The sequence below is a fragment of the Desulfosediminicola ganghwensis genome (genome assembly GCF_005116675.2).
In the GTDB taxonomy this organism is placed as follows: Bacteria; Desulfobacterota; Desulfobulbia; order Desulfobulbales; family Desulfocapsaceae; genus Desulfopila; species Desulfopila ganghwensis.
In genome coordinates this window covers 4,857,281-4,871,020 of record NZ_CP050699.1, presented here as the reverse complement: position 1 = coordinate 4,871,020, position 13,740 = coordinate 4,857,281, and the positions used below count along the sequence as shown (strand labels likewise).

13 protein-coding genes are annotated in these 13,740 nt (G+C 47.7%); 7 read left to right on the top strand and 6 right to left on the bottom strand.

Annotation, left to right across the window (positions count from 1 at the left end):
• Positions 1–33 precede the first annotated feature (33 nt).
• Complete coding sequence (glgP, locus tag FCL45_RS20885; protein WP_228721387.1) at positions 34–2,175, bottom strand: alpha-glucan family phosphorylase; 2,142 nt, start codon at positions 2,173–2,175, stop codon at positions 34–36.
• A 392-nt stretch (positions 2,176–2,567) separates the two neighbouring features.
• On the opposite strand from glgP, the gene FCL45_RS20880 reads away from it, so the two are divergent.
• The 6 genes from FCL45_RS20880 (at position 2,568) to rlmB (ending at position 6,873) form a co-directional block, all read left to right on the top strand.
• Positions 2,568–3,086: an OmpA family protein gene (locus FCL45_RS20880; RefSeq protein ID WP_136796962.1), complete on the top strand. Its 519-nt coding sequence runs from the start codon at positions 2,568–2,570 to the stop codon at positions 3,084–3,086.
• Positions 3,087–3,146: 60 nt separating this feature from the next.
• On the top strand, positions 3,147–3,674 hold the full coding sequence (locus FCL45_RS20875) for an OmpH/Skp family outer membrane protein (RefSeq protein WP_136796961.1): 528 nt from the start codon (positions 3,147–3,149) through the stop codon (positions 3,672–3,674).
• 433 nt (positions 3,675–4,107) lie between these two features.
• Complete coding sequence (locus FCL45_RS20870; protein ID WP_136796960.1) at positions 4,108–4,989, top strand: YicC/YloC family endoribonuclease; 882 nt, start codon at positions 4,108–4,110, stop codon at positions 4,987–4,989.
• A gap of 145 nt (positions 4,990–5,134) precedes the next feature.
• Positions 5,135–5,425: a DUF370 domain-containing protein gene (locus tag FCL45_RS20865; protein WP_136796959.1), complete on the top strand. Its 291-nt coding sequence runs from the start codon at positions 5,135–5,137 to the stop codon at positions 5,423–5,425.
• Positions 5,426–5,440: 15 nt separating this feature from the next.
• The gene (gene gmk / locus FCL45_RS20860) at positions 5,441–6,055 is read left to right on the top strand and encodes a guanylate kinase (RefSeq protein ID WP_136796958.1); all 615 of its coding nucleotides are present in this window, start codon (positions 5,441–5,443) and stop codon (positions 6,053–6,055) included.
• Positions 6,052–6,873, top strand: coding sequence for a 23S rRNA (guanosine(2251)-2'-O)-methyltransferase RlmB (gene rlmB / locus FCL45_RS20855; protein ID WP_136796957.1), 822 nt, complete (start codon positions 6,052–6,054; stop codon positions 6,871–6,873). Before gmk ends, rlmB begins: the two co-directional genes overlap by 4 nt.
• Positions 6,874–7,013: 140 nt before the next feature.
• Here the strand turns inward: rlmB and rpsA are convergent, their stop codons facing one another.
• From rpsA to murI, 4 genes are all read right to left on the bottom strand, one after another.
• Complete coding sequence (gene rpsA / locus FCL45_RS20850; RefSeq protein WP_136796956.1) at positions 7,014–8,216, bottom strand: 30S ribosomal protein S1; 1,203 nt, start codon at positions 8,214–8,216, stop codon at positions 7,014–7,016.
• Positions 8,217–8,457: 241 nt separating this feature from the next.
• Positions 8,458–10,233, bottom strand: coding sequence for a RiPP maturation radical SAM C-methyltransferase (locus tag FCL45_RS20845; protein ID WP_167495737.1), 1,776 nt, complete (start codon positions 10,231–10,233; stop codon positions 8,458–8,460).
• 75 nt (positions 10,234–10,308) lie between these two features.
• On the bottom strand, positions 10,309–11,046 hold the full coding sequence (locus FCL45_RS20840; RefSeq protein WP_136796954.1) for a LolA family protein: 738 nt from the start codon (positions 11,044–11,046) through the stop codon (positions 10,309–10,311).
• Positions 11,043–11,822, bottom strand: coding sequence for a glutamate racemase (gene murI, locus FCL45_RS20835; RefSeq protein WP_136796953.1), 780 nt, complete (start codon positions 11,820–11,822; stop codon positions 11,043–11,045). Before murI ends, FCL45_RS20840 begins: the two co-directional genes overlap by 4 nt.
• 327 nt (positions 11,823–12,149) lie before the next feature.
• Between murI and FCL45_RS20830 the strand changes: the two genes are divergently transcribed.
• Positions 12,150–12,422, top strand: a complete 273-nt coding sequence (locus tag FCL45_RS20830) for an FmdB family zinc ribbon protein (RefSeq protein ID WP_136796952.1) — start codon at positions 12,150–12,152, stop codon at positions 12,420–12,422.
• Positions 12,423–12,557: 135 nt separating this feature from the next.
• Here the strand turns inward: FCL45_RS20830 and queA are convergent, their stop codons facing one another.
• Positions 12,558–13,697, bottom strand: a complete 1,140-nt coding sequence (gene queA / locus FCL45_RS20825) for a tRNA preQ1(34) S-adenosylmethionine ribosyltransferase-isomerase QueA (protein ID WP_275942943.1) — start codon at positions 13,695–13,697, stop codon at positions 12,558–12,560.
• Between the last annotated feature and the right edge of the window lie 43 nt (positions 13,698–13,740).

The following is a 13,740-nucleotide window of genomic DNA, read 5'->3' as shown; positions in this document are numbered from 1 at the left end:
TGTTCACTACAACCCGCTATATAAACCGAAATTTTAAATATCACTACTGTAAAGTTTGGCATACCCATCCATTTTCGCAATTTGTTCATCAGGCAGATTGAGATGGTACCGCTGCAGATACTCTGCAGCCATCCGATGGGTATTGAAAATTGGTATATTTCTCTTTAGGTTTTCGATCCCTTTCCGTAAAAAGACCTCAGAATTTTCTGATTTGTAAAAATCGTTGATCAGAGAAGGAAGCAATTTGTAAAAGGAGTTGGAGTCTTCCTGATACAAAAGAGTTTCCCTCTTTTCGCTCAGACTATCCAGATTAATCTCACCTTCACGTCCGAATTTCCAACCTGTCAGACCATTATGGTAACCTTCAACCCACCATCCGTCCATGATTGAAACGTTTGGCACACCATTCATGGCTGCTTTCATGCCGCTGGTGCCGGAAGCTTCCAGTGGGCGTTTAGGGCAGTTGAGCCAACAATGCACACCGGAAACAAGGATTTTGGCAATGGACATGTCATAGCCCGGAATAAAAATCAGCTTGGCGAGGTTGCCGCTTTTTTCCAGCAACTCCTGCTGGCGCTTGAGCAGGTCGATAAGCACGTGCTTGCCTGGTTCGTCTGCAGGGTGGGCCTTTCCTGCAAAGAGAAAGTAAACAGGTTTACCGTATTTGGCGATAATGTTGCAGAGACGATCTATGTCATAAAAAATCAGATCTGCCCGCTTATATGTTGAAAATCGGCGCGCAAAACCGAATGTTAACATATCCGGCTCAAGAAGAACCTCTCTGTGAAGTATGGTTGATAAATAGTTAGGCGGATCGATCCAGGTTTCCACTGTTTGTCTGCGATGCAATTGGAGCATCTCATTAACGTGCTTTATCAGAGACCGGTTATCCTGACGCCAGGCCTCAAGCAGCGATTGCTGAAAAGATACATCCTGGTCAAGTTGAGCTACTTCAGTAAAGACGCCAGGGTTTTCGCGCCATCCTTTTAATACTTCGAACTTGTCAAAGACGTCAGCCCTGGCTGCGCTGATCCAGGTGAGGTGGTGGACACCATTGGTAATAGCAGATATTTTTTGTGTGAAATCAGGGAACTGTTTGTGCGTTACATCGCGGTGTAGCCTGCTGACACTGTTCGCAGAGCGGTTAACACGCATGGCCATGGCGGTAAAGTTATATTGACCAGGGTGATCTTTGTCGTGAGCAAGGACATCGAGGATTTCGCTGCAGGTAGTACTGCATATACCCTTGTAGAGCATTTTATCGAATCGGTCATGTCCGGCAACCACAGGAGTGTGGATAGTGTAAACAAGCCTGCTGGCCACTTTTTCTGCAGCCATCATGATTTCTTTTCTGGTTACAGCTGATTTTCCGTTTCGTAACTGGGTATTGTGTAGCTCCTCAGCAATCAGCTGCATGGCCACTACTACTCCATGCTGTTCGTTCAGATGAAACGTTGCTGGGCTGATTCCAATTTTCCTGAGGGTCGGCAGGATGCCCATTCCGAGGATTCTCCGTTGAATAGCTTTGGTGAGAGATGACTCTGCGTTGTAGAGCTGTGCAGCAGCATTCCGGATGATTGGCGGATTGGCATCGACTGCAAAATCGAGCAGGAATTCCGGCACAAAATAATCACAATTCTGACTGAATTCGAGTTTGACCCAGATCTGGGCAAAGATCAGATGTTCCTTGTTGTGATCATTAAGATCTCTCGAAAAAAAAGGTAACTCAATGGTAAGAGGTTGATCCTTTTCCATTGGGTCATGAAGTAGGTAAAGACCGGGAGTGGTTTCGGGCGACCATTTAACACCGCAGGAAATCTGGCCGAGTTGGGAGTCGACGACCTGGTTGAAATATCCTTGTTTGTACAACAGGCTGATGGCAACAGCGGGAAGGTGGCAATCAGCAAAACTTTTTAAAGTATCGCCTGCGAGTACACCAAGACCACCGCTATAGGTTGGTATTTTGCTGGTATCTCTGGCGTAGCGTTGGAATAGTGGATCTTTCAGGGGATCAGTGTCAGGTGTATGCGGCAGGAGTTGTCTCGATTCGAGCAATGCTCTAACCGGGTCATAAACGTCCGGATCTGCACCAATCTCCATGGTTATATATACGATGACATCATTTTTTTTATCGGTGAGCCTATTCCACACTTTCTCAAAATGTCTCTGGCTCATCCCCACAAAGTTACCGAATTTGTGATGGACCAAAAAAGTATTTAAAGAATCTCTAATGTTTGACATCGTCTTGGTGTGAAAAAAATGAGTTGAAATGGAGCTATTCAGTAAAAAATCTCCTGGAGACAGTTATTGACATGGAATGTAACGTTTTTTTAATAATGATGCAGTGAAGCAGCGGCTGTCAAATATTGCGGGAAATTCAGATCTTGAAAAAGGTGCTAAAAGCCTTGAGATGAAAAATATTCCTTGAATTTAGTAGCCTTTCCTTTATATATTCTCTTGGTTGATAGTTGACCGTGGGTTATAAGTGTAACTCATTGTTAGGACATTATCCCAGGTGTCTGCCAGCATGTAAACAAACCATACAGAAATTCTAGGAGGTTCTGGTTATGATAGGAAATGTTCGGGCGGTATTGCCTGCATTATTGTGTGTATCTGTACTTACGCTTGCAGGTTGTGGTTCCAAATCAGCCACAGATACTGAAATGAAGGCAGATGCCGGCGATGCGATGGGCGTCGAGGAGCCTCTGGTAACCGAAAAGCCAGCAATCACAATCAGTGAGGGGCGCACCAGCGCACCAATGCTGCCTGTGTATTTTGAGTTCGATTCTTCTGATATCCGTGGGGATCAGGTTTCGCGTATTCAGGTAAACGCTGATTTCTTGAAAGAAAGTGCCGATACCACCATTCGTATCGAGGGTAACACCGATCCACGCGGCACCAAAGAATATAACATGGCTCTTGGTGAGCGTCGTGCTCTGGGTGCAAAGAAATACCTCATGAACCTCGGTATTGAAGAGCAGCGTATGTCCACCATCAGTTATGGTGAGGAGCGTATTCTCCTTCAGGGTCAGGATGAGCTCTCTTGGGCCCAGAATCGTCGTGATGACTTTGTTATTGTAGAGTAACTATTGATAAATTAATCGGGAAGCCAGTGCCAGGGCTTCCCGGTCTACCCGGGGAAGGTAATGAATCTTAAAAAGTTTGTCGTAACCGTCTCTCTTCTCTGTGCTTTTGCCTTTGCAGGAACCGGCCAGGCGTTTGCCGAGGTAAAAGTAGGAGTAATGAACATTCAGAAGATTATTGCTCTCTCTGATGCCGGTAAAGCAGCCAAGAAGAAGTTCGAAGCCAAAATGGGCGATCTGAAATCCAAGTTCGATGTTGAACAGCAGGAACTCGTCGCTCTTCGTCAGGAAATAGCTAAAAAAGGTTCTGCCTGGAGCGAAGAAAAAAAGGCTTCAAAATCTCGTGATTTCCAGAAAATGCAGCGCGAGTTGCAGGAAAAGAACGACGACGCCAACTTCGAGCTGAAACAACTGCAGGAAAGAGAGTTTGAGCCAATTCTTAAGGCGCTCGAAGGTGTTGTGAATGATTTTGGCAAGAAAAATGGTTACACTATAATTCTTGACACCAAAATGGGTGCTATTTACTTTGCCGAAAGTGCAGATGTAACTGGCGCACTTGTTAAAGAATTGAATAAGGCCATGGCGAAGTAACACTATCAGTTATTTCATGGCACAAGGGTTGCCGCCAATTATGAAAAACGATGCACGGGGTACCCCCATGCATCGTTTTTTATTTTATTGTATAAACAATAACCCTGATAAGGTTCAGGAAAATGAGTCTAATCCTATCATCTGTTCAGGCGGGACGATCCAGATGATTTAGTAGTCCGTAAGAAATAATGACTTGAGCCTGCAGGCAATACTCTGAGGAAAATTGCACATGCATAGGCTGATGTTTGTTGAACATTTTGTGAAAACCACCTAAGTCAGCTTTGATGTATGTGGTTAGCAGGGAACTACTTTTTTATTCAGTGCTTAGTGTTCATAGGTAACAAGGTCCAGGGTGCCGATAGGGTACAATTATAACAGTGCCACTTTTGGCGCTCCCTGAATAAAATCAGGTAAATTTCAAAAAAGGTAAAGTATGGCTGTTCGGAGCATGACCGGTTTTGGCCGGGGCGAGAGTGAGCACGGGGGCAGGATCTGGACTGTTGAGATTCGTTGCGTAAATAATAGATTTCTCGATCTGAAGACCAAACTCCCCCGGGGTTATGCAGGCATTGAAGAGCGCATCAGGAAAAAAGTCTCTGAATATCACCAGCGTGGTCGGGTTGATCTGGTACTGTCCGTCAGTGGTGATTTTTCTGATCTGCAGCACGTGTCAGCCAACCTTGAGATTGCTCGAAATTACCATCAGGTACTGGTTCAGCTTGCCGACGAGTTCGGACTTGATAGCGACATTACACTCGTTCAGCTTTCTTCGTATCCGGATGTTATCGTTCGCGAACAAAAGGAAGAAGATCTCGAGACGATCTGGCCATATATCGAACAGGCATTAGTCGATGGGCTTGAGAATTGTACCTTGATGAGAAGCCAGGAGGGTCAGGCGCTCGCAGCTGATCTGCAGGGACGGCTCACCAACTTTGGCGTCACGATCAGCACCATTGATCAGTCTGTGCCGCAACTGGTTCAGCAGCGTGAGAATAACCTGAAAGAGCGACTTGAAAAGCTTCTGGACAATACTGAGATGGAACCGATGCGGCTCGCTCAGGAGGTTGCCATGCTTGCTGATAAGACAGATGTGACAGAGGAAATTGTTCGTTTGAGAAGTCATATTCAGCAATTTTCAGCCTTTATCGGAGACGGTGGGGCTGTTGGCAGAAAGCTTGACTTTCTTATCCAGGAGTTTCTGCGCGAGGTGAACACCATCGCTTCAAAAATCAACGACGCGGCTGTTGCGCATCATACCGTCGATTTGAAGAGTGAGCTTGAGAAGATGCGTGAACAGGTTCAGAATATAGAATAATCGATACAGGGGAAAAGATTTTATCTTCCAACTTTTTGTTACCCTGTGGAACTTTACTTTCATGATGCTGGCTAGAGAGCTGCGGCGCAATGTTTCGGCATTGATGCTGATGTGTGTACTCTTTCCGGCGTCCAGCGGAAAAACAATGAAACTTCTGAATGTAGGGTTTGGAAATACGGTAATGGTTGAGAGGGTCATTGCCGTGGTGAATACAGGTTCTTCTCCGGCCAGGAAATTGAAAGATATTGCCAAGAAAGATGGCAAACTCATTGACGTTACCGAGGGGCGCCGTACCAGGTCGATTCTCGTCATGGATTCAAGCCATGTAGTTCTCTCATCAGTACAATCAGATACCATTACCCAGAGAATGCAGGCATTATATCCCGAGTACCACCTGGCTGAGTTGGAGCAGAGACAACCTAAAGAAAAAGTTTAAATTGCACTGGAACCAATGAATAAAGGTTTACTGTTTGTTATTTCGGCCCCGTCCGGGACGGGAAAGACCACCTTGTTGAAAAAAGTGATGGCACGCATTCCGGGTCTGAACTTTTCGGTATCACACACCACACGGCCACCACGAAAAGGTGAGCATGACGGCAAGGATTACTATTTTGTGGACAAGGATTCTTTCGAGGAAATGATCTCGAAGCAGCAGTTTATTGAGTGGGCGAGGGTCCACGACAATCTCTATGGTACCAGCGTATCAGCTGTACGTGATCAGCTCGACAGTGGTGAGGATGTCATTCTCGATATTGATGTACAGGGAGCTGAAATAATAAGAAACTCTGTTGCATTTGAGAGCGTGCAGATTTTCATTGCACCACCGAGCATTGCGGTGCTGGAAACCAGACTAAGAAAGAGAAACACGGAAGACGAGGATGTATTGCAGCTCCGCCTGCAAAATGCCAGAACCGAAATGAGGGCTGTCGACAATTATGCCTATCTGGTGGTTAACGATAACCTTGAAGAAGCATGTGAAGTTCTTTCCTCGATAATAATTGCCGAGAGGGCAAAGGTTCGCAGACGACCAACGGGTGAGTTGGTAAGAGTAGAAGTGGATTCATGAGAAAAGATTATAAAGATACGAGGCCTGCCGCAGAAAAACGGATCAAACTGAGTGACGATTTATTGTTTGGTACTCATCCGGTGGTCGAGGCACTCACCAGGGAGCCTGAGCGGGTTACAGAGGTCATTCTGCTGAAAGAGCGCAGAGGGAAAAAGCAGGATGAGATCGTTGAACTGGCCAGAAAGGCAAAGGTCAAAGTGAGCTTTCTGCAATCATTCAGGCTGATTGGTGAGGGGGCTTCACAGGTCCGTCATCAGGGCGTTCTGGCAAAAACCAGCGCCTCTTCGCTGATTGATTTTGATACGATTGTCGAGCGCTTCAGGCAAAGAATCGAGGCCGGTGAAAAGCCACGCCTGATAGTTTGCGACAGTTTGCAGGATCCACATAATCTCGGCGCAATTATTCGCTCTGCTCTTGCTTCAGGGGTAACAGGAGTTGTGTTGACCCGTGAGCGTTCGGCTCCTCTTGGCGGAACTGCCGCAAAATCGTCAGCTGGTGCAATGTCACACATTGATATCTGTCAGGTGACCAATCTTGCCACCGCGCTCAAAAAGCTCAAAGAGGCCGGAGCCTGGGTTTTCGGTGCCATCAAGGATGAGACTGCCGTATCACTCTATGAGACCGACCTCAATCTGCCTGCCTGTATTGTAGTGGGGAGCGAGGGGAAAGGTATCAGGCCGCTGGTGCGCAAGGAATGTGATATGCTCATTTCCATCCCGATGGAGGGGACCCTTGACTCGTTAAACAGTTCCGTCGCCGCGGCAGTGATCATGTTCGAGGCAATGCGGCAGGCGGCCTGTGTCAAAAAAGGGGAATAAAGCTCAATCGCTATATACAGGCACGCTCTAAGAATTTTTAGGCAGGGCGTTTAGCCCGCCCAAAAATAAAAAAGCCTGCAGATACTGTCAGTATCTGCAGGCTTTTTAGCTGTAAATGATGTCTGATGACGAGCTGAAACCTACTTCTTCTTCTGGTCCATCTTGGCTCTCAGCAAGGCTCCGAAGCTGCCTGTATTGCTGTCGGCTTTTTCTTTCTTCTGAGATTTCTTCACATAGCTGGTGTAGTCGGCTTTTTCAATATTCTCCTTGGATTCCTCGGAGACGTAATCGGTAGGTGCAAGGCTGATGCGTCGTTCGTCCAGGTCAATGGATTCAACGATTACCTCAAGCTCCTGACCTTCTTCGACCACCTCACGGGGGTGGTTGATTCTTCTGCCGCTGCCAAGTTTGGAAATATGCACCAGGCCATCGACACCGGGAGCCAGATTGACAAAGGCGCCGAATTGGGCGAGGCGAACGACTTTGCCAGTTACAGTTGAGCCTTCAGGGAAATTGGTGACAGCTTCCTCCCAAGGGTCGGTGAGTGTCTCTTTGAAACTCAGTGAGATTCGGTTGTTGTCCCAATCAAGTTTCTTGATGATAACATTGACCTTTTGACCAACGGTGAAGACGTCGGCAATATTTTCCACCCGACTCCAGCCAACCTCGGAAATAGGGATCAGGCCATCAATGCCGCCGATATCGGCAAAAGCGCCAAAGTCCCTGAGTGAGGTGATTTCACCTTCAACCGTGTCACCTTCAGATAAGGTCTGGCGGAGTTCTTCGCGCCTGGCCTCTTGCTCTTCTTCCAGAATGGCACGGGCAGACACCACGATGTTCCTGCCGCCTGGTTCAAACTTTGTTATGCGAAAGGTCATACGGGTGTCGAGATAGGTGGCGGCGGCATCTTCAACGCGTCTGAGGCCCATCTGTGAATACGGGCAGAAGGCGCGGATGTTGCCGCCGAGGGTGATCTCAAAACCACCTTTTATTTCAGCTTTAACCAATCCTTCAATAGGGATACCGCTATGAAAGGCATCTTCGAGCTGTTCAGCGCCTGAGCCGCCGCCGAGCCTGGCAGCAAAGACCAACTCTGAACCGCTGGATTTCAAAAAGTAGACTTCAATGACATCGCCAACGGCGACCTGAAGTTCTCCCTCTTCGTTTCGTAATTCGGCGCTGTTTACGATTCCTTCACTTTTGCCGCCGACATCCAGGAAGATGGATTCACCACTGATATCGATGATGGTGGCTGATACTTTCTGGCCTGGCTTGAAATGGCGAAGCTTCTTCGTGGCTTCCTGGTTGAACAGGGCTTCAAAGCTGTCGTTGTTTGAGTCCATGTGGTTTTCCGTAAATCCGATGTACTTAAGTAATGGTTATGGGTTGATGAGGTTGCTCTTTACGACCTCAAAAAAAACGGTTGGTTTCTACGATTCTATTATAATGTGGGTCTAAACGTACCGGCGTGCAAGGCCTTTCAATGTATTGAAACCCAATAAATTATGTTATTTTGATTGAGCCTGGCTGCTATCCTTTGCTTGGCTGCTGTACCGAACCAGTCTTTTCTCAACTGATTCTGCATCATTTTCGCTGTCTGATTGCCAGGGAGAGGACGCGACTGTGTTCACGGAACATCAGTCGTTTTTGACAGAGTTGATCGATAAATGCAAGTATTGCGGAATCTTTACTTGAATTAAATTGTTTTTTGATCTCATCCAGGGTGCGAATTTCGCTGCAAAAAATATAGATCTGGCGTGATAGGCCCGTGAGTTTGTGGCGAAGGGGTGGGGCGTCGGCAAGCTCCTGCCGGATAATTATGAAGTTGCCTCCATCACGGTATCTGAGAGCAGGTGGCTGCCCGTCCTCACGCAACTTGTGGAATTCCTGCCATTTTTCGATTTTCTTCCTGACCGGTTGCCACAGGATTTTCTGTTTACTGCGATCCCCTCTGTATTCCGAAGAGAGCAGAGTCATTGTGTGAAGCACACTATCAGGGAAGAGACTCTTGTTCTTACTGTGGGTGAGCTGAGCACTGATTCCAAATTCCTGTGGGTTGCAGGCAACTGGAGAACCGTGGCCGAGAAAAAAGGCAGCAGCTGAAAGAGGATGAAATGGCAGAACATACGCAATGTTTTCGGCGGTCTCGGCAACTTCTTGCTCTGTGGAGCCGGGAAATTCTACTATCAGATTGCCCTCGAGACGAATACCTGCGGCCATGGCATGTTTCATAATTGCCAGGTTTTCTATGGTCGTAACCCCTTTTTTCATCCTGGTAAGAAGAGATGTTGAGAGAGATTCTATACCAACCTGGATGGTATCGAGCCCTCCTTTTCTAAATGCCAGCAGAGACTCATAAGAGGTTGTACCACGGATTTCGGCAAAAAAACGTATATCAGGCTCAACCTGGGCCATGGTGTCAAAGAAACGTTTGCTTTCCCCGACTGGCAAGGCATTGTCACAGAAAGTGAAATCAAGGCACTGAAAGCGTTTGCAGAGGGTGCTTAACTCGCTGAGCATCTTTTCAGCGTTTTTTGCCCTGTAGTTATGCCATTGCAGATTCAGATTACAGAAGGTGCACTTGTTCCACCAACATCCCCTGGAAAACTCGACGGGTAATATCGGGGAGAAAGGAGAATCCGGAAAGGTTATCCTGAGCTGCTTGAAGTAGTGATCGAAGTCGGGTGTGGGCAGTGCGTTTAAATCCGTTATTTCCTGGCTGAGGGGGGATGTGGCCACCGGGGCCTTGCTATAAATGCAATCCGGCAGTTTTCCCGTTTGGTTCGTGAGGTATTCGAGCAGATCAACGAGTGAAGCCTCGCCTTCACCGTCGACCACGAAATCTATCCAGGGAAAAGTGGCGAGCAGGGATTTTCCCAGTTCACCGGCACAGGATGAGCCACCGAAGACGATTGGCGGTGATCCTGCGAGATTGGAAATTTTGCGAGAGATATACAGAGATGCTAGTAGCTGGTTAAAACAGACGGATACACCGACAAGCTGAAAACTGCTCCAGTCGGTTTCTGCCAGCCAGCTATTGCATACTTCTTCGACGGCCTTGACTGTCTTTTCAAAGACGGGCCGATCACTGGCAGATGCGGCAGATTTCTTCAGGCTCTTATTGAAGAGCTTTTCAGCCTCAGGGTATTTTTCCTCAAACAGCAGGGCGGAGAACACTGCCTCCCCGGCCCAGCTGCTGTCTGAAATGGTGGTGTACAGGTCAGTGCCGAGCGCAGCCGCGATGTCGAGATAGGGATGAAAACAGTGTGCGCTGAATTCGCTGTTTGTCTCAACATATGCCTTGAGAGAGCCGAGCTGAATCGAAGGACGATTGTAAATAGCCCAGGGCATTGAAATCATTGCCAGATGTGACTGCTTGTCTGGTGTTGGTGAAGTTCGCCCGTTATCCGAAGAAAAAGTCATATAGTCGAGGTATTACTGACGGATTATCTCGGTGCCGGCAGGGGGAGTAAATGAGAACAGTTTGCGAGCTTCCTGGCGTTTGTTATCCAGAAAATCAACGTCAATCTTGCTGATATTTATAACGGTTACGGTATCGAAAAGGTCGAGCAGTTCAATCCTACGTATCAGTGATTCGTCATCCACCCAGAGATGGACAGATTGGAGCTGGGACTGCTGCTCCTTGGGAACAAGTTTGATGATTTTGGGTACATCCTTCTGTCCGGAAGCCTGGTCGCTCATATAATGTTCGTCAGGCGGCAGTATGTGGAAACTTTCGGCGATCCTCGATTTACCACTGAAAAATGCGTAGGTGACATCGTTATCCAGAGCTTCGGCCGGGGTAACAATCAGCTGTTTGAGCTCGGCAAAATACATGGAAAAAGTAGTACCATCGCTGATCAGTACCTGTTGCTCAGGCGCACTATAGTTCCAGCGCATCTTGGGAGTCTTGTCCAATTTGGAAAAGTAGGCGGTACCGCTGCCTGTTTTGGCTCTGCCGCCCATCTGCCCCTGGCTGCGTTGATTGAAGGTAAACGAAAGGCTGGACATGGCATCGAAACGTTTTTGCAGTCTTTCGGCGATCTGTTCCGGATATTCAGTGGTTGACACAGCATAAGCCGGAGAAACAGTGAGTAAAAATAACAGGGTGATCAGGATGAAAGAGAGCTTGCGGACAATGCAGGGTAACTCTTGAACGGTAATATATATCATAAGCGGGTAAACTCGATTGGTCTCTGGAAGATGGTATCAGCTATTCTTTGAGTAGAATCTGTAAGATCAGTTACACAATACCTGTGCTCAGCTGTTTTTTCAATTGAATCCCACAAATTCGGATGATCGTGAAGAAAGGTCTGCAGGTATCGGGCCATTGCTTCCGCCGGGTCGACAAGGTGAACGCGCTTACCTATCCGTGGTTGGATGAGTTTTTTCAACAGTGGATAGTGGGTGCATCCGAGTATCAGTGCATCTATCTGCTTGTGCCTGAGCGTTGAGAGATACCTGCGTAATATCATTTTCGTCTCTCTGGCATTGGTAAATCCCTCCTCCACCAGCGGCACCAGCAGGGGGCAGGCAGCGGAATAGGTCTTGAACCCGGGTTTAAGAGCTGTAATCTGCTGCTCATAACTGCCGCTACGGATAGTCGCCCTGGTTCCAATGACACCAATTCTGCCTTTTTCACTTCTGGCCAGTGCCTCATGCACCGCCGGGGTGATAACCTCAAGGATGGGCACCTTGAATTGCTCTCGCAGTTTCCCTGTGGCAACCGCTGAAGCAGAGTTACAGGCAACAATAATCAGCTTTGCCCCCTGATCTATCAGGAAATTGGTGTTTTCGACGGAGTAGTCGATTATGGCCGAGTCGCTTTTAGAACCATAGGGCATCCTGGCAAGATCACCAAGATAGCAGGTTGGCAGATCGGGCAGCAGATTGGTGATTTCCCGCATGACGGTCATGCCGCCGACTCCTGAATCAAAAATACCTATCATAAAGTTTTGTCAAAAAAAAGTGATAAAGAGAAAAGTCGTAATCGCTAAATAATTGGCGGAGCTGGAAGTTCCGCAATTGACTGGTGTTTGATCTTCTATACCAGAAACAGATAGGAACAACAAGCGGCGCAAGGATTCCGACGTTAGCTGGAGGGGTTGTGTGATATGGAAAAAATATGATAGTAGTGGTCGTACTGTTGACATGATGATGCAGGAGAATTATTCTAACGCCTGTTTTAGACACAATGTCAGTGTTTGATCAGGTCGCAAGGCTTTTTCAAGGAACTATCATAGAAAAAATTTCAGTAATTAGAGATTGGAGCAGAGATGCCAGTTTACGAGTACGAATGTGATGCGTGTCATAAAGTGTTTGAAGTTCAGCAGAAAATGGCAGATGATCCATTGACCACCTGTCCGGAATGTGAGGGTGGGTTGAAAAAACTCATGTCCAGAAGTTCCTTTCAGCTCAAGGGCGGTGGCTGGTATGCCGACGGTTATACATCTACCTCAGCAAAATCGGAAACCAGTTCCTCAAGCAGTGCTCCCGCCTGCTCGACCGGCGGTGGTTGTTCCGGCTGTCCGGCATCTTCTGCATCCTGATACGCGAATTAATAATTTGCAGCATCTTCGGGCACATTCATACCAAATCGTAGACGTATAGTTGCCCGGATCTCTGTATCACTGTTTGCGCGGCTAACGCTTGTTTATCAACAGGTGTTAGCCGCTTTGCGGTTTTCAGTGTTTATCATTGCCCACTGCCCCGGCTGTGGTTATCACCGCCATGGCGTCGCCATATGAATAGAACCGGTATCCGAGTTCTATCGCCTCATTGTAACACTCCAGCAGGGATTCCCTTCCGCAAAGAGCGGAAACCAGAAACATCAACGATGATTCGGGCAGGTGAAAATTGGTGATCATGTTGTCGATAACCCTGAATTCGTAACCGGGATAGATATAAAGATCGCAAAAACCTTCCATCGCTTTCAGCTCACCATCGCGTGCCGCAAACTCAAGGGTTCGTACCGTGGTGGTTCCAACAGCCCAGATACGGCCTCCGCGTTTTCTGGTTGCTTCGATTTTTGCTACGGTCTCTTCCGGGACAATGACATATTCCTGGTGGATTGAGTGGTCTTTGATTTTTTCTGCCCTTACGGGAGCAAAAGTCCCGTAACCGACGTGCAGAGTGATAGAACCGAAAAGTACACCCCGCTGTTTCAGGGTGTCTATGAGGTCGTCTGTGAAATGAAGCCCAGCAGTGGGTGCGGCAACAGCACCAGGTTGATTCGCGTATACTGTCTGGTAGCGGTTGACGTCCTCACCTGTGGTACCATTTTCCCGGGTTATATAAGGAGGCAGGGGAACCTGGCCGCAAGCTGAGAGAATTTCAGTGAGTTCCCTGTTTTGGTCGTAATAGATTTTGAGCGCCGCTTTGCCACCATCCAGCAGTTCAATTACCTGAAAGTACAGGCTGTCGTTGATTATGATTTTAGAGCCGGGGCGGGGGCGTTTGGAGCTTTTAATCAGCGCCTCAACTTCACCCTCACCGGAGCGGCGGTCGCTGGTACTTGGAAAGCTCAGCAGGAAAACCTCAACTTTTCCGCCTGATTCCTTTTTGCCATGAAGCCGTGCCGGGAAAACCCTGGTGTCATTGACTACCAACATGTCCCTGTCGTCAATATAGTTTACAATATCAGCAAATCGCTTATGGCTGCGGTGACCTTCACCGGCGTCCAGAACCAGCAGCCGTGAGTTGTCACGCTTGTCAGCGGGACGCTGGGCAATGTTTTCCTGGGGAAGGTGGTAATTATATGCCTCGAGGGTGAAATCCTTGTCCATTGGGGTATACTGTCCCTGCTTTGAAATTCGTCTGGTCATCTGGTGCTTAGCAGGAGTCCTGCTTTGTAGCATATTGTGTACT